General features: G+C 36.7%; 18 protein-coding genes. All 18 read right to left on the bottom strand.

The window, feature by feature from the left end:
- Positions 1-157: 157 nt before the first annotated feature.
- Complete coding sequence (locus BOW57_RS20840) at positions 158-364, bottom strand: GDCCVxC domain-containing (seleno)protein (RefSeq protein ID WP_012025078.1); 207 nt, start codon at positions 362-364, stop codon at positions 158-160.
- The gene (merTP, locus tag BOW57_RS05025; RefSeq protein WP_008463709.1) at positions 361-960 is read right to left on the bottom strand and encodes a mercuric transport protein MerTP; all 600 of its coding nucleotides are present in this window, start codon (positions 958-960) and stop codon (positions 361-363) included. Before merTP ends, BOW57_RS20840 begins: the two co-directional genes overlap by 4 nt.
- Positions 957-1331 (bottom strand): metalloregulator ArsR/SmtB family transcription factor, encoded by a 375-nt coding sequence (locus BOW57_RS05030; RefSeq protein ID WP_008463711.1) that lies wholly within the window; start codon positions 1329-1331, stop codon positions 957-959. Before BOW57_RS05030 ends, merTP begins: the two co-directional genes overlap by 4 nt.
- Before the next feature lie 133 nt (positions 1332-1464).
- Positions 1465-1638 (bottom strand): hypothetical protein, encoded by a 174-nt coding sequence (locus BOW57_RS20570; protein ID WP_157498527.1) that lies wholly within the window; start codon positions 1636-1638, stop codon positions 1465-1467.
- Between the two features lie 128 nt (positions 1639-1766).
- Positions 1767-2330: an RNA polymerase sigma factor SigZ gene (gene sigZ / locus BOW57_RS05035; protein ID WP_008463713.1), complete on the bottom strand. Its 564-nt coding sequence runs from the start codon at positions 2328-2330 to the stop codon at positions 1767-1769.
- A gap of 33 nt (positions 2331-2363) precedes the next feature.
- Positions 2364-2927: a hypothetical protein gene (locus BOW57_RS05040; RefSeq protein ID WP_073414693.1), complete on the bottom strand. Its 564-nt coding sequence runs from the start codon at positions 2925-2927 to the stop codon at positions 2364-2366.
- A gap of 73 nt (positions 2928-3000) precedes the next feature.
- Complete coding sequence (locus tag BOW57_RS05045; protein WP_129053266.1) at positions 3001-3573, bottom strand: Crp/Fnr family transcriptional regulator; 573 nt, start codon at positions 3571-3573, stop codon at positions 3001-3003.
- A 21-nt stretch (positions 3574-3594) separates the two neighbouring features.
- Entirely contained in the window at positions 3595-4329 is a 735-nt protein-coding gene (locus tag BOW57_RS05050) for a metallophosphoesterase (protein WP_129053267.1), read from the bottom strand.
- Between the two features lie 7 nt (positions 4330-4336).
- Positions 4337-5422 (bottom strand): ACR3 family arsenite efflux transporter, encoded by a 1086-nt coding sequence (arsB, locus tag BOW57_RS05055; RefSeq protein WP_129053268.1) that lies wholly within the window; start codon positions 5420-5422, stop codon positions 4337-4339.
- Between the two features lies 1 nt (position 5423).
- Entirely contained in the window at positions 5424-6038 is a 615-nt protein-coding gene (locus tag BOW57_RS05060) for a low molecular weight phosphatase family protein (RefSeq protein WP_129053269.1), read from the bottom strand.
- Between the two features lie 42 nt (positions 6039-6080).
- Entirely contained in the window at positions 6081-6554 is a 474-nt protein-coding gene (locus BOW57_RS05065) for a DUF6428 family protein (protein ID WP_008463724.1), read from the bottom strand.
- Positions 6555-6587: 33 nt separating this feature from the next.
- Positions 6588-7094: a GNAT family N-acetyltransferase gene (locus tag BOW57_RS05070; protein ID WP_008463732.1), complete on the bottom strand. Its 507-nt coding sequence runs from the start codon at positions 7092-7094 to the stop codon at positions 6588-6590.
- Positions 7085-7417 carry a helix-turn-helix transcriptional regulator gene (locus BOW57_RS05075; RefSeq protein ID WP_008463735.1) on the bottom strand — a complete coding sequence of 111 codons (333 nt, stop codon included), beginning with the start codon at positions 7415-7417 and terminating at the stop codon, positions 7085-7087. The genes BOW57_RS05070 and BOW57_RS05075 overlap by 10 nt, the downstream gene beginning before the upstream one ends.
- 465 nt (positions 7418-7882) lie before the next feature.
- Complete coding sequence (locus tag BOW57_RS05080; protein ID WP_041515707.1) at positions 7883-10387, bottom strand: multicopper oxidase domain-containing protein; 2505 nt, start codon at positions 10385-10387, stop codon at positions 7883-7885.
- A 28-nt stretch (positions 10388-10415) separates the two neighbouring features.
- A complete protein-coding gene (locus BOW57_RS05085) occupies positions 10416-10904 on the bottom strand; it encodes a DUF305 domain-containing protein (RefSeq protein WP_241687386.1) in 489 nt (162 codons plus the stop codon).
- Between the two features lie 155 nt (positions 10905-11059).
- Positions 11060-11932, bottom strand: a complete 873-nt coding sequence (locus BOW57_RS05090; RefSeq protein WP_129053270.1) for a DUF2911 domain-containing protein — start codon at positions 11930-11932, stop codon at positions 11060-11062.
- A gap of 11 nt (positions 11933-11943) precedes the next feature.
- Positions 11944-13188, bottom strand: a complete 1245-nt coding sequence (locus BOW57_RS05095; protein ID WP_041515709.1) for a hypothetical protein — start codon at positions 13186-13188, stop codon at positions 11944-11946.
- A 29-nt stretch (positions 13189-13217) separates the two neighbouring features.
- On the bottom strand, positions 13218-15755 hold the full coding sequence (locus tag BOW57_RS05100) for a heavy metal translocating P-type ATPase (protein WP_041515710.1): 2538 nt from the start codon (positions 15753-15755) through the stop codon (positions 13218-13220).
- Positions 15756-15806: the final 51 nt, after the last annotated feature.

Consider the following 15806-nt stretch of genomic DNA (forward strand, 5'->3'; position numbering starts at 1 on the left):
AATTCAGTAATAGATGTGATTTCTGTCATAATAACTTATAGATTTAAGTTGAAGAGAGCGAAAAAAAATGTCATCAGTAAATTTAAATTATTATTCTTAAAATTTTATAATCAAAATTTGTATATGGTAATCTATTGTCCATTAGAAATTATTCAATTTAGCAACATTTTTTATCTTGCTGAATTGGTGGACATGGCACAGTTCCATAACTGCAATATACACAGCAATCACCTTGATTTGGTTTAAGAGTTTGTTTGCAGTTCTCACATTCGTAAAAAAATTGGCATGCATCAGTTGGCATAGTTTCTTCTTTACTGTGGGAGCAAAGGGGGCAGGTTATTATTGATTGTAGAACGATTTTCATTTTAATTTTTTGTTAGTTACTGTATAGCCTGTTGAATTTATTGCTTTTTCAATTTCATTAATAGTAGTTTTGGAATTATCAAATTCTACAATTGCGTTACCATTAGTATAATTTACATTTGAATTTATTATTCCAATCAATTTATTCACTTCGTGATTCACGTGTTTTTCACAGCTGGCACAAGTCATTCCGCTTATTCTAAACTCAGCTTTTTGAGTGCTGGTCTTTTTCACGACCAAGACTTTCTTTTCTGTATTTGGATAAAAAATGCTTGAGTAGTAAGGAAACGAAAGCATGAGGGCTGCAATTACTGTAATTATTCCTAAAAACATTTTTGAATTAACGAATTTCGTATTTTCTTCTCTATCGCAGTTACAGTCTATCAGCTTTTTAGTTTTCAGCTTTTGATACCAAGATAAACCAATAATTATAACAGTCAGGCCGATGAAATAAGGCCTCATTGGTTCAAGCCATGAAAAAGCAGAAGCAATCCCGCTTGTTCCGGCAACTAATGCTAATATGGGAGTAATGCAGCACAATGAAGCAGCTAATGCTGTGAAAAATCCGGCTCCGATCATTTTATTCTCTGTTTTCATATTTTTTCTAAAATTTCATTTTGTGCTAAAATTTCGAAGAAAGGTTTCAGCATTTTTTCATATTCCTTTGTCAATGAATAGAAAATGGTCTGCGCTTCCCGTTTAGTTTCAATAAGTTTTCTGTCTTTTAGTTTCCGTAAGTGCTGTGAAATTGCAGAAATACTCATTTCAAGAATATCACTTATGTCACAGACACAGAGCTGTTTTTCTTCATAAAGTAAAAAGAGAATTCTTAATCTCACATTATTGCCAGCCAATTCAAGCCCACTTGATAAATAGTCAAATGAGGTATTGAGTTCTGATACTCTGTCTTTACAGCGGATTATTTGTTTAATATCTGCTTGCTGTCGTATACAAATTATATCTTCCATAATGCAAATTTATACTTTTTGCTTATTTAAGCAAATGCTAAAATACAAAATAATTGAATTAAAATTTTGAATGATTCCTGCCCATAAAAAAAGACAACTTTTTGAGTTGTCTTTTAAACAGTAAAGCGAAATATTACTTTTTGCAATCTTTCGGAGCACAAGTTCCCGAATCGTCACTACAGCAATGCGTAGAACATTTTTCAGTGCAGTTTTTCTTTGCATCAGTTTTTGATAAGTTCGCATAAGCGAAGATACTTCCAGCAGACAATACCAATGCTGCAAGAGTAATGTACATTTTGTTTTTCATAATTTTAATTTTAATGATTAATACTACTTAAGACGCACTAATCTAAAAATGATGCAGGCTTTGCTGATTTTTTTTTTTAACAGCCTGAATTTTCTATATATGAAGTTTTCAAAAATGATTCGGTGTTATCAGCATTTTCCTCCGCTGCATGATTTTTTAGAGGTAACGTTCATAATATTTCCACGGCGGTCTAATTCAATACTGCAGCAATCCAGAAGCATTTCCTTTAATTTGGATCTGCCTCTTTGCACTCTAGAACGGATGGAAGGGTAGGCAAGGCTGTATTTTTCTGTTAAGTCTTTCTGTTTAATTCCATGTATTTCGCTATCCATGATAATGTCCCGATAGTCTTCCGGCAACCGTTCAATGAATTTTATCAGACAACAGTCCAGGCCTTCCGAAGTATCAAGATCTGTTTCATGCATTATTTTTTGCATCATACAATCGGTCAGCTCTGATTTTTTATTATTGGAATTTTTTCTATAATAGTCAATAATGGAATTTCTTGTGATCGTGAAAATCCAGCTTTTTAGTTTGCCTTCGTCAGTTAGTGATCCTAAATTCTCGTTTATCTTTATAAAAACTTCCTGCAAAACATCAGATGCATCGTCGGTATCATTAATATGAGCCTTAATATACCTGCCCAAAATGATATAAAACTGATTGTGAATAGTATTTATTTCCAAACTCATAGATTTTATGTTCTGTTTATTAAGAAAGCAGGATTAGCAACAATTGATTTTAGCTCTGAAATTATTCCAGATATGGGCTGTTTTTGGCATGCATAAGAAAACATGAAGAATTGCCATTGCGATAGCTCCGGGTAAAAGATTTACAATTAACAAATTGAAGAAGCCTGGAGATTGATTGATATTAGAAATCATTATTTCCCCATTTTGAAAAGTAAGTCTGATGGAGAGGTAAACTGCAATTGACGCAAAATGAAACCCATTTACGAATAAATGGACAATATATTCCCAGCGCGGAAGCCCTCCCATAAACTGCCTGCTGTCTTTCTCTATAAAAGCGTCGTACCCTAGCACCATTATATCCAAAAGAACTATGGTTAAACCTATTACAAAACTAGTATGATTATCCTGTTTCAAGAACAGAAAATAAAGGATTGCCGGAAAGAAAACAGCTCTCAAAGTATGGGTAATATGCTCGGTTTTGCTTTCTTCCCGATTATGGAGCTGGTATTTGAAAATATGCAGATAAACGCCATCATATAAGGCTAAGACTGCAAAAAGAACAAGAAAGAAGGATGAAATGATAATTGCTGTTTCCATTTTATTTTAAATTGGTTATAAAAGCAAAACTATTGGAAAGTATAATCAGCAAAAAGGACAAATGTCCTCGAATTTACAGACTAATTTCTTTTCTGATCCTGCTCAGCGTCCTGCGTGTTATTCCAAGATAGCTTGCAATATCATTTACTGAAGCTTTGTTTATAACGGCAGGCTGTTCCTCAAGCATGCGCATGTATTTTTCCTTTGCGCTTTCATTGCACAAAACACTGGCATACTGCTCCATCACCATATACTGCCGCTCGGCAATTGACCTTCCGATATTCTGCCAGAGAGCACTCTTCTGATAGAGAATCTGCAGGTCATTGTAACTGATTGTTATAAGTTCCGTATCTTCCACTGCCTGAATGGAAAGTTCCGAATGCTGCTGCGAAATAAAGCTTTTATATGAAGCTGTCAGATTATTTTCTGCACAGAAGCAGGAAGTCACTTCTTCGGATTTTTCATTTATGTAATATGTCCTTAGCAAACCTTTTTTAATAAAAGCCGCTTCATGAGAGGTTTTGCCGATCTCTGCAAAATAACTGTTTCGGGCTAATGTCCTTGTTTTGAAATACTGACTGTACTTTTCAAATTCCTGATCGCTTAGAGGGACAATGCTCTTTAAAAATAATTTAAAACTTTCCATAGCAGGTTTTATTTCAATACATTAATATGCTTTTCTAAGCATAAAGGCGTAAATGTCCGGAAGAGGACTCTCTTCAATAGCGCGGGCTGCTTTTTCAATATCATACGGAACTCTTATGAATTCTACTTTAATGCCGTCTTTTTTGGAAATATTGCTGCTTTTTTCAATTGTTATCACAGCATAACAGCAGTGTGGATTTCTATCTTTAGGTTTTCCAACCGACCCTGCATTAATGGCGTGAAAATAAGTGCCTTTTTTATTTGGATTTTCCAATATGCGATGATACGGCAGATGAGAATGTCCGCAGATAAGAATGTCCGTATTGGAATCAAGAAAGATGTCGGTAAAATCTTTCTCATTTTTATCCTCAAGCAAATATTCCCTGTTGCTGTAAGGACTCCCATGGACCATCAAAATTTTTATAAGTCTGCTGGCCGTCTGGTATTCAAGTTTAATATGGGCAGGAAGAGCAGAAAGATATTTGATCTGCTCTTTGCCCACAATCTGATATGCGTAGCTTTGAATGTCATTTGAACCGTCATTATGTATCTCGACAGCTTTGACATCGTGATTTCCTGCAAGGGTAGGGATATGCTTTTTACGAATCTCATTGATCACGGCATTGGGGCATAAATTGTAGCCTACTAAATCTCCTAAGCAGTAAACGGCATCAATATTCTGCTCTTCAATACTTTTTAGGGTCTGCTCCAATGCGGGGAAGTTCGCATGTATATCCGATATTATTGCAATTCTCATATTTCTTTTAAGCAGTTTCTGCAGGCAGTTGTTTTGTAAAATACTTTTTTCTAAACCAAAATGCAAGGTTTACCAGTGCTATAAGAGCAGGTACTTCTACCAAAGGACCAATAACACCTGCAAATGCCTGTCCGCTGTTTATTCCGAATACTCCAATTGCCACGGCAATAGCCAATTCAAAATTATTGCCGGTGGCTGTAAACGCAATAGATGTAGCCTTTGAATAGTCAGCCCCAAAATATTTTCCTGTAAAAAAGCTGATGACAAACATTAAAGTAAAGTATATGACAAGCGGTATTGCAATACGCACGACATCCATCGGGATTTGAACAATAAGTTCCCCTTTCAGGCTGAACATTACAATGATCGTAAAGAGCAGTGAAATAAGAGTAATCGGTGAGATAAACGGCACGTACTTATCCTCAAACCATTCAGAGCCTTTTAAAGCTATCAAAGCATAGCGGCTTATGATTCCCAGAGCAAATGGAATACCTAGATAGATACCCACACTCTCGGCAATCTGTGCAATGATGATATTGACTTCAAAACCATCATATCCAAAATAGGGAGGTAGAATGGTTATAAAAATGTAAGCGTATACACTATAAAGCAGTACCTGAAAAATACTGTTTAGGGCAATTAGTCCTGCAGCATATTCGCGGTTTCCGTCTGCCAGATCGTTCCATACCACAACCATTGCGATACAACGTGCCAGGCCAATCAGGATCACCCCGATCATGTATTCAGGATATCCGCTTAAAAACAGGAGCGCCAACAAAAACATCAAGACAGGGCCTACAATCCAGTTCAGGAATAAAGAGGCGCCCAAGACTTTAGTGTTCTTGAAAACCTGTCCCATCTGTTCGTATTTTACTTTTGCCAGTGGCGGGTACATCATCAGGATAAGTCCTATTGCCAATGGAATGTTTGTTGTTCCGCTGGAGAAAGAATTGATGAAATCTCCGCTGGAAGGAATAAAGTATCCTATAGCCACGCCTATAGCCATAGCAAGGAAAATCCAAAGGGTCAAGAAGCGGTCAAGGAAGCTTAACTTTTTGCGTCCGACAGCTGGTGCACAGTTATTTGCTGACATTTTATTTTTTTATTTGTGAGAATATGTAAAACATTTCAGTTCCAATCTGCAGGCTTCGCTCCAGATAAGTTTCTTTCTGCTGAGGCGTTCCGTCGGAAATTTTTGGATCTTCAAAGGTAATCGGGATTCTTTTCTCAGCACCTGCTATAAAGGGGCATCCGCCGTCAGCCTGCGAGCAGGTCATTATTGCGGCGAATCCGCTTTCAGGATTGAAGTCATCATCATAGGTTTTGGAAAAACCGATGACAGGAAGTTCGTCAGCTGAATATTTTATTGAATAAACCGGGTTTGATCCCTCTGAAAGCGTTTTGATGTTGAATCCTGAATCCTTCAAAGTCTCCGCTGCCATTGGGAAAAGGGCGGTAGCCTCTGTTCCTCCTGAATAGCATGAAACGTTTTTGATGCCGTAATAGGCGGCAGCAGTCTGAGCCCAAACCTGCGAAAGATGGCTTCTTCTGGAATTGTGCGTGCAGATTAGGTTTAGTCTGGTTTCCAGCTTACTGTCCACTTTAGTCTGAATGAAGTCGATTAATGGCTGCAGGACTGTTTTGCGATCCTCGGAGATCTGCTTAAAATCAAATGATTTAACGGTATTCTCAATTTGTGGATATAACATAGTTTTTTGGCTGTAAAGGTTTATTGATTATCTGTTTAATGATTAGCAGCATCCTCCGCCCGGAGTGCATGAATTAGCATTGTCAGTATTTAACTGAGATAATTTTACTTTAGGCTTATCAGATGGAATACCGCACTGCTCCTGAGCAAGACAGGCTGTCTGTTTATTAAGCAGAGTGAAGTTTTTACCGTTAAAATCTAAATCGTATTTGCCGATAGTAGTGTTCTGGTATTCCACTTCAATTTCATTGTCTTCAATTCCTAACACTTTTTCTGAAAGCTCAATGATGTGGATCAGTTTCTGAGGTTTAAGCCTGTGCTCGTAGTCGTTGGCATCCCAAAGCTGGAAGTTTACAACTGTTTCTTTTCTTACTGTTCCTCCGCAGTCGATGAAGTTTTTGGTAACCAAGCCTACTTCAGTTACGTGAAAATATTCCGGTACAAATGTGCCGTCCGGCAGTTCAAAATTTACAGCTTCCACTGTTTTAAGCACTTCTTTAATTTCTGAAAGTTTCATAATTTTTTATATTTAGTTAAACTATATTTTTTATTAATTAATAACGGAGCTTCTTCTTTCAAGAAGCGCAGTATCTCTCCAGATACCATTCTGTTTTCCGATTTTTTCTCTTGTTCCCAGTATTCTGAAACCTGCTTTTTCATGGATTCGGAGGCTTGCCGTATTCTCAGGAAAGATCCCTGCCTGAAGCGTCCAGATTCCTTCAGTTTCGCTCTGTCGTACAAGTTCCTTTAAAAGGGTAAGCCCGATTCCTTTTCCCGAATGTGCAGGATCCACATATACGCTCACCTCTGCAACCCCTGCATAAACGCAGCGTGATGAAACAGGTGTAAGGGCAGCCCATCCAATTACCTTGCCATCTTCCTGCATCACAACCCGGCAGGACTTAAGATGCGACTGGTCCCAGTCTTCCCATGAAGGGGCACTGGTCTGGAAAGTTGCATTGCCGGTGTCTATCCCTTTTTGGTAAATTATTTTTACCTCATCCCAGTGTTTGTCCGAAAGTTTTCTGATTTCCATATTTTTATAGATTAGCAGCATTCGCTTCTCTTTTTTGCCAAATGATCTGATATGTGCTGAAAGAAGCCTTTTATCTTTTCCAGTCCAGGTTCATTGATGCAGTAGCAGATCGAGTTTCCTTCGATGCTTCCTTTAATCAAACCTGCATTTTTCAATTCTTTCAGATGCTGTGAAACGGTCGGCTGTGAAAGGGGGAGTTCGTTTACAATATCTCCGCAGATGCAGGCATCCACTTTTAATAAATATTCCATAATAGCAATACGCGCAGGATGGCCTAATGCTTTGGCTAAAACAGCCAGCTCGTTCTGGCTTTCTGTAAAGTGATCTGTTTTTGTTGCTCCCATCGTTTTATATTTATATTGCAATATTACGATAATAATTTAAATAAAAAAAAATATAAAGATTTATTTTTATGAAGATGAAGGCATCGGCTAAGAAAAAGATTCGATGCATATGGTTTTATAATATTGTTTGTTACCCGAATGCTAGTTTTATCAAACCAATGTATAAAGCAATAATTACATGGTTTATCGTTAGCTGATATTATATAAATACAATACAAACTGAACAACCCATAATTAGAAAGATGTTCAGCATTTGCAGTTATTTGTTATTAATAATACCAATTTTAAATTTAAAATTGGTATTATTAGATTTTCATACTGGTTCAATTTCGATCATTAATTTGAATGGACTTCCACACCGTTCAAATGAAAGACAATTTAAAAAAATTGATATCCTTCAATATTAACCGATTAATCTTAATTCTAGAATTTGGTCTTACAATAATTTACTATTGTACTTATAAGCTAGTAATTTAAAATAAATCCTGCACCAAAGCCCATATCACTGTCATAGTGTGAAGACAAAGAACCCCATCTGGTAATTATATAGCGTAGTCCTGCCATATATTCCTTGTCTGTATTCCACATCAAATTCATTCTAAGCCGTTTAGAAACGGGAATGTCTTTACGTTCAAATTGTAATCTGACTTTACCATCGGTAAAAACTTCAGCTTGTGCTACTATTAACATAGGTAGGATGTAGTTAACCCCTAGACTTACCACTGCACGTTTATCCTTAGTATTGGTTTGTCCAAAAAGATTATTTTCTTGTATATCTTCTCCCATTCTTCTATATCTCCAGTCAAATCCTATAAAAGGCATTAACCATTGCATTTTTCCAATATATCGACCAATATGTGTTTCTGTTTCATAACCATGCATGTCATTGTATCCTAACCTCCATTCGGTTCCAATGCTCCAGCGTGTACTTTGATACATTGCTTCACCGTCATTTCCATTGGTGGCAAAATCATTTTCTGCCATAAAGTGGAATTTTCTGTCGTCGGCAAAAAGTTTTCGCTGTGCTAGTTTTGGGTTTGGTATTTCAGGATTGGCCGGCTGATTTTCATAAGTAAAAACCCTGCCCATTCCGCTCATCATATGATATAAAATATGGCAGTGAAAAAACCAGTCTCCATCAACATTGGCATTAAATTCCAAAGTATCGGTTTCCATAGGCATTATATCAATCACATTTTTTAATGGTGCATATTCTCCTTGTCCATTAAGAACCCTGAAATCATGTCCATGCAAGTGCATTGGATGGCGCATCATAGAATTATTATGCAAAATTATACGTACATTTTCACCTTTTTTAATTAATATTTTATCAGCTTCTGAAACCACCTTATTGTCCAGACTCCATACATATCGATTCATATTCCCCGTAAGTTCAAATTTTAGTTCTTTAACAGGGGCATTTTCGGGAAGCGTAGTTTTTGTAGGTGATTTAAGCATTGCATAATTTAGTGTTGTAATATCCGAAAGTGCATTGGCATTATATTGCTCAGCATCCATTTTCATTCCTTCCATCTTTGTACTGGTTTTAGGCTTTGTTTCACCTGTAATCTCAGGATACATTACTACATTCATATCCATCTTATTAAGGCTCATGCTCATTCCCATGTCATCCAGATCGCCATTCATTTTCATCATGCCGTTCATCATTTTCATTCCTTCGAAATATTTAAGTTTTGGCAAAGGAGCTACTAATTGCTTAATTCCGCTTCCGATGTAAAGGGACGTAGATTTTGTTCGGTCTTCGGGTGTTGCTAAAAATTCATAAGCTGTTTTATCAGCTGGAATAGTAACAACTATGTCATAGGTTTCAGAAACTGCAATAATTAGTCGATCAACCTCAACGGGTTCTACGTCATTCCCATCATTTGCCACAACCGTAATTTTCCCACCGGCATAGGTTAACCAAAAGTAGGTTGATGCACCTCCATTGGAAACCCGTAATCGGACCTTATCACCTGCTTTAAATTGGGAAAGCTGATTTTCATTTTTCCCATTGATTAAAAATTTGTCGTAATAAACATCACTGACATCCATGGCATTCATTCGCTTCCATTCATTTTTTATTTTGTCGCTGAAATACCCCTGTTTTATAGCTTCTGCATAACTTTGTGTAGTGCCCTTTTTAATAGCAAACCAGTCTGATGCATTGTGCAGTAATCGATGTACATTTTCAGGTTTCATATCTGTCCATTCACTTAGTATTATGGGAACGGAAGGCAAATCATCGATTCCCTTGCGAAAGGTCGGATCATCTGTCCTTTTATTCATAATGAACGAACCGTACATGCCTATCTGTTCCTGAAGTTCCGTATGGCTATGATACCAGTGTGTGCCATGCTGAATAATGGGAAAAGTATACAGATGCGTCGTATGGGGTTTAATTGGCATTTGAGTTAGATTTGGCACACCATCATATTGATTGGGTAAGAATAAGCCATGCCAATGCAAGGAAGTATCTTCATCCAGCTCATTGTGAACATAGATTTCCGCAGTATCTCCTTCTGTAAAGGTCAAAGTAGGCATAGGTATTTGTCCGTTAACGGCAATGGCCCTTTTTGCTTTTCCTGTAAAATTTACAATTGTGTCTCTTATATACAGGTCATATCGGACTACACGCGGTGGCGAAGTATTTTCTTCAGCTCTTTTCTGAGAAATAGAACTACTATTGCCGTCCTGAAGTGTCTTATTACCTTGGTCAGTTTGCTTGGTGGCTTTATTTTCTGCTGTTTTTGTTTGCTTGTCTGACTTTTCCGGAACTAGTTTCATACCGCACTTGGGGCAGTTTCCTGGTTTGGCTTCATGAATTTCGGGATGCATTGGACAAGTATACGTAGTGGGATTTGACTCTTCTTTCGAAGGCTTTTTATCCATTTCCATTGTTTTCATATCCTGAGCATAAATTAGGACAGGAAGCATGATAAAAACTAGTATTGTAAGTATATTTTTCATATTGCTATTTTTATAGAATATTGTTCTGTTATTTTTTTTTCATTTCACCCAACTTGGCTTTCATCTGCGCAATTTCAGCTTCTTGTGCTTTTATAATGTCTTGTGCAAGCTGACTTATTTCTGGATCTTGAAGGGAAGCCTCTTTGGCCATGAGGATTGCCGCTGCATGGTGTGGAATCATTGATTTTAAGAACTCTTTATCGTCAACAGCCGCTTGCAGTCTGATGCAGGAAAAAAAAATAATTGCAGCAAGGCCGCCTATGGCAAGTAATGCCATGTTCCACTTTTTATTCATATACATACTGCCCATTACAATAATCTCAATTATGAGCATCGGCATAGTCATTAGTCCTGCCATGTAAAATTGATTTACATTGGGAATGACATTAGCAAAAACATCTACCATCGAGTACATTAGGATGTACATAGCAATAAATGACAATACGATCATAAATGCTAATTTTTTGTACATTTTTGGGTTTTTCTCTTTTGAATGCTGCTGTGTTGTGTGTTCCATTTTCATGATTTTTTTCCTTTAAAAGTTATTTAGATTAATAAATTTTCCTCCAAAACAAATCTAATGGCACTATAATATAATACAGCATTAGCTTAAGTGGCGGGGATTTTTTCTGCGCTTGTATTTTTCAATGTGATATTGTAATAGCTTAATATTTATTTGCTTTTAAGTAATAATTGTAACTCTTCAAGCTGGTTTTTTAATTTTTCCGTGCCTTTCATTTTTTTCTGTTCTGCAATTGCAAGGGCTTTTTTTGCAGCCTCGATGGCATTGGGATAATCCTTGAGTTCTACTGAGATTTTCTGTCTTAAAGTCGGATAATAAAAATTTTCAGGATCTAATTTTTCAGCTTCAGCTAACCACGATACTGCTTGGTTGTTTGCTCTGCACGTGGCTGAATAATAATTTGCTGCCTGAAACAATAAAGTAGCATTTTGACTTTTTTCTTTAATAATATATTTGTCAATTAGGGCTAAAATTTCTTTGTCAGCTTTGCTTTTCATAGGTATTTTAACCATTGTGTTTTCCCATTCTATTTTAAGGAAGCCTTCTCCTTTACTGTTGATGTCATTTAATTCAATGGTAAAAGTTTCATAAAAACCAATCGTTTTTTCTGTGGGAACGGTAAAACGCATAACATCTTTTTTCTCATCATAACCAGTTTCGCCATGTAAAGTAATATCACTATTGATAATTATAGTCCACTCATTTTCTGAAGGAATTGAGAATACAGAATAAGTTCCTTCTCTTAAAATATTGTTTCCAAAAGCAATATCTTCATTAGTACTTATGGTCGTACAATCGCTGGCGCCTGTTCGCCAGAGTTTACCAAAAGGCACTAATTCGCCAAATATTTTTCGCCCTCTTACTAAGGGTCTGCTATAGGATATTTTGACTGTAGAACTTCCGATTTCTTGTTGAAATGATGCAAAGGGACTTGCAGGGGTAAGTTTAATTTGAATTTTTTCTTGTGCAGAAATTGATAACGATTGCATAATAATGAAGCTTAGCAGAATTATTTTTTTCATAGTTTTTAATTTTAAATTGATTTTGATATTTTTTCCATTATCGAATGGTCGCTGCCAAATTTGCATATAGCATCACAATTGGCTCTTAGTTCAGAAAACAGGATATACTTAATATTCATTTTAGAGTTTTTTATAACAGGTCTATTGAGTTGAAGGACTAAATCCTTTTCCCGATTATTTGGAATTATAATATAAAAAACTTCCTGTCCGTTTGAAATAGTAAAGTATAGGTCAGACAACCGTAGTATGCCCGAATAGATACTAGTGCTCTTTTCTACTTCAAAGGCTCCTATAATTTTGTTTGTGCCTTTTTCGAACCACAACACATCAATTAACTTGATGGTATTTTGAGTGTCCTTGTCAGTAGGCAGCTCAGGGAATTTTCCAAGTGAAATAAAGGAGAAATTCTGCCCATCAAACGATTTGCTTTTATCATTGCTTGCCGGAGTAACATCGAAACCCAATGAAACTCCAATTTTTAATAAATGGTACTGCATTTCACTATGCAGATTTTCTTCTAGTTTTTCGTCAAGTATTTCTTTCTGACGTTTGTGTACGTTTTTTTCGAATCTTGCACGTTCTACTTCGCTTAAATATTCATCATTGCCTATTAGCATTTTCTGAGTTCCAATTTCAAAACACAATCCAGCGATGGCACCCAAATCATTTGAGAGCTGAGATTTATGCAAACTGTTAGTTTCCATTAAAACTTCTCTTATTTTAAGATATTCTGTCCAGCTTCCCAATTTTTTTTTGTCTTTAAAAAGAAAATTAAAACCATTTAGAATAGCAGTGTTGAATGGTGGGAACCAGGTTGGGTGTATGAAATATAGAATACTGGCAACCGCTGGCCCTAAGCCTTTAATTTTTAATTCATCGAGTCTTATGATTTCTTTTACAACCTGTTCTTCAGACTTGGCATTGATACAATTTTCAAGAAACTGACCAAAAGCCAATTTATTGTTTTGATTTTCATAGATATCTGGAATGCGTAATTTGGGTTTCCAGTAAAACGGATGTGAAACTCCGGCAAAGACTTGTTTTTGTTCAGCAATGCAGCTCAGTACAAATTCTAGGCTGCTTTCTTTGAAATCATTAGGAAAGGTTTTGCTTTTAATATCCTCAATGACTTGCAGAACACCGCGTCTTATAGTGCGAAATGCCTTTAATCGTTGATCGTTATATATAAACCAGGTATTGTAGACACTTTCGTTATCAATTTTATACTGCAGAATAATTTGTCCTAGATTGGTCATCTTTGTTTGTATAGTAAATTATTTATTCTTTAGAGTTTTAAACTTCTTAATCGCAATGCATTGACAATAACAGATACAGAACTAAAGCTCATTGCCAGGGCAGCAATCATAGGAGAAAGTAATATTCCGAAAAACGGATATAAAACTCCAGCTGCAACAGGAACCCCTAATACGTTGTATATAAAAGCAAAGAAGAGATTTTGTTTTATATTGCTCATTACAGCATGGCTCAGGTTTTTAGCTTTTACAATTCCTTGCAAATCTCCTTTTACCAATGTAATCTTGGCACTTTCTATTGCAACATCTGTTCCTGTTCCCATCGCAATTCCGATATCCGATTGTGCCAAAGCCGGCGCATCATTTATACCGTCACCCGCCATAGCAACAATTTTTCCTTCAGCTTGTAATTTCTCGATTACTTTTAATTTATCCTCTGGTAAACAGCCTGCTTGAAAAGAAGTCAAATGCAATTCGTCGGCAACAGCCTTGGCAGTATTTATATTATCTCCCGTAAGCATGATTACTTCAACTCCTTGACGCATTAATTCTTTTATAGCAGCAGCACTGGTTTCTTTTATGGCATCGGTTATCGTTACAAATCCCACCACGTTTTTATCTACAGCGATGTAAGAAACCGTCTTTCCTAATTTTTGCTCGGCAATAATTTTCTCTTCTATGACAGCAGAAACAATTGCCCCTGCTTGCTCCATTAATTTTTTATTGCCTAATGCCGTCTTCTTACCAATAGCAGTTCCAATCACTCCTTTACCTGCGATGTTTTCAAAATCATTGACTTTTGTCAAAGAGACATTTTTCGCTTTTGCAAATTTCACTACGGCCTGTGCCAAAGGGTGTTCGCTATATTGATTTAAAGAAGCAATAAATTGTAACAGTTCCTCTTCTGAATACTCGAAAGCAACAATTTTCTCTACAGAAGGTTTTCCTTCGGTAATTGTCCCCGTTTTATCAGTAATCAGAACATTTACTTTGTTCATATTTTCTAAGGCTTCGGCATTTTTTATGAGAATTCCCGATTGTGCTCCTTTACCAACCCCTACCATTACAGACATCGGTGTTGCTAAACCCAGTGCACATGGACAAGCAATTATCAATACGGCAATGGCGTTGATAAATCCGTAAACCATTGCCGGTTCCGGGCCAAATTTTGCCCAAATGAAAAAAGTAAGAACAGAGATAACAACAACAATCGGCACAAAATATTTGGCGATACTATCTGCTAGTTTCTGTATTGGTGCTCTGGAACGGCTTGCATTATTGACCATTTGTATAATTTGCGAAAGCAAAGTTTCCGAACCTACTTTTTCGGCAATCATAACAAATGATCTGTTTCCATTGATGGTTCCTGATGATACCGCATCTCCCATTTTTTTATCCACAGGAATTGGTTCGCCGGTAATCATCGATTCGTCTATTGTGCTTTCACCATCGGTTATCTTCCCATCCACAGGAATTTTGTCTCCGGGTTTTACCCGTAATAAATCACCTTTTTTGATATCATGGATTGAGATTATTTTATCGACTCCTTCAAGAACCAAAGTAGCTTCGGTAGGTGCTAATTTCAATAATTCTTTTATGGCACCACTGGTTTGACTGTGCGCTCTTGCTTCAAGCAATTGTCCTAGTAATACCAGTGTAAGAATTACCGTTGCCGCTTCAAAATAAAGATGAATTGTTCCGTGTTCCGATTTAAACTCCTCCGGAAATACATCCGGAAAAAACATTCCAACAATACTAAACAAAAATGCTACCCCAGTACCAATTGCGATAAGGGTAAACATATTTAAATTCCAAGTTACAATTGATTTCCATCCGCGAACGAAAAACATCCAACCGGCATAAAACATCACGGGGAGTGAGAAAATCAGCTGAACCCAATTCCATTTTTGAACGTCCATTATTTTCAATAATGGATTGTCATGCATCATCTCTATCATAGCAATAAAAAAGATAGGCACCGTAAAGAGTATTGCTATTTTCATTTTTTGCAGCAACTCCTTATATACTTTGTTCTCCTCTGTATCCGTTGGCTCCATAGGCACTAAGTCCATTCCACAAATTGGGCATGAACCAGGCGCATTGGTAATAACTTCCGAATGCATCGGACAGGTATATTGCTGTACTTGAATAGCTGCTGGCTCTTGTATCAAATCCATTCCGCACACAGGACAATCTCCGGCTTTATCATACATTTTATCACCTTCACAATGCATTGGGCAATAGTATTTTCCACCGGCATGATTATGAGGTACCGCTATTTTTTTATGATCCTTGTTGTGTTGATGATCATTAGCAGTACTACAGCATGATTTCTCAGCTGTTTTTTCGTGGGAATGAGTAGCATGAGTCATTTCAATGGTGTACTTTCCAACGGCAGTTAATGCGGCTTGAAGTTCTTCGGTGGCAATATGTTTTTCCATCGTAATGGTTGCCATCGGTGGATCTAATGTGACATTTGCCTTTATTCCTTCGACTGCATTTAATGTTTTTTCTACTTTGGTGCGGCATCCATCGCAAGTCATTCCTGATATTGTATAGGTATGTGTCATAAGGTTGTTTTTTTAGATACGATGTGTTATTTGTTTAGTATATAGAAAGTT

It is taken from the genome of Flavobacterium sp. YO64, assembly GCF_004119505.1.
Classification (GTDB): domain Bacteria; phylum Bacteroidota; class Bacteroidia; order Flavobacteriales; family Flavobacteriaceae; genus Flavobacterium; species Flavobacterium oncorhynchi.

Excerpts from the sequence above, each read along its gene's own strand:
- BOW57_RS20840 (WP_012025078.1), bottom strand. The coding sequence starts at position 364 with ATGAAAATCGTTCTACAATCAATAATAACCTGCCCCCTTTGCTCCCAC.
- merTP (WP_008463709.1), bottom strand. The coding sequence starts at position 960 with ATGAAAACAGAGAATAAAATGATCGGAGCCGGATTTTTCACAGCATTA.
- BOW57_RS05030 (WP_008463711.1), bottom strand. The coding sequence starts at position 1,331 with ATGGAAGATATAATTTGTATACGACAGCAAGCAGATATTAAACAAATA.
- BOW57_RS20570 (WP_157498527.1), bottom strand. The coding sequence starts at position 1,638 with ATGAAAAACAAAATGTACATTACTCTTGCAGCATTGGTATTGTCTGCT.
- sigZ (WP_008463713.1), bottom strand. The coding sequence starts at position 2,330 with ATGAGTTTGGAAATAAATACTATTCACAATCAGTTTTATATCATTTTG.
- BOW57_RS05040 (WP_073414693.1), bottom strand. The coding sequence starts at position 2,927 with ATGGAAACAGCAATTATCATTTCATCCTTCTTTCTTGTTCTTTTTGCA.
- BOW57_RS05045 (WP_129053266.1), bottom strand. The coding sequence starts at position 3,573 with ATGGAAAGTTTTAAATTATTTTTAAAGAGCATTGTCCCTCTAAGCGAT.
- BOW57_RS05050 (WP_129053267.1), bottom strand. The coding sequence starts at position 4,329 with ATGAGAATTGCAATAATATCGGATATACATGCGAACTTCCCCGCATTG.
- arsB (WP_129053268.1), bottom strand. The coding sequence starts at position 5,422 with ATGTCAGCAAATAACTGTGCACCAGCTGTCGGACGCAAAAAGTTAAGC.
- BOW57_RS05060 (WP_129053269.1), bottom strand. The coding sequence starts at position 6,038 with ATGTTATATCCACAAATTGAGAATACCGTTAAATCATTTGATTTTAAG.
- BOW57_RS05065 (WP_008463724.1), bottom strand. The coding sequence starts at position 6,554 with ATGAAACTTTCAGAAATTAAAGAAGTGCTTAAAACAGTGGAAGCTGTA.
- BOW57_RS05070 (WP_008463732.1), bottom strand. The coding sequence starts at position 7,094 with ATGCTGCTAATCTATAAAAATATGGAAATCAGAAAACTTTCGGACAAA.
- BOW57_RS05075 (WP_008463735.1), bottom strand. The coding sequence starts at position 7,417 with ATGGGAGCAACAAAAACAGATCACTTTACAGAAAGCCAGAACGAGCTG.
- BOW57_RS05080 (WP_041515707.1), bottom strand. The coding sequence starts at position 10,387 with ATGAAAAATATACTTACAATACTAGTTTTTATCATGCTTCCTGTCCTA.
- BOW57_RS05085 (WP_241687386.1), bottom strand. The coding sequence starts at position 10,904 with ATGGAACACACAACACAGCAGCATTCAAAAGAGAAAAACCCAAAAATG.
- BOW57_RS05090 (WP_129053270.1), bottom strand. The coding sequence starts at position 11,932 with ATGAAAAAAATAATTCTGCTAAGCTTCATTATTATGCAATCGTTATCA.
- BOW57_RS05095 (WP_041515709.1), bottom strand. The coding sequence starts at position 13,188 with ATGACCAATCTAGGACAAATTATTCTGCAGTATAAAATTGATAACGAA.
- BOW57_RS05100 (WP_041515710.1), bottom strand. The coding sequence starts at position 15,755 with ATGACACATACCTATACAATATCAGGAATGACTTGCGATGGATGCCGC.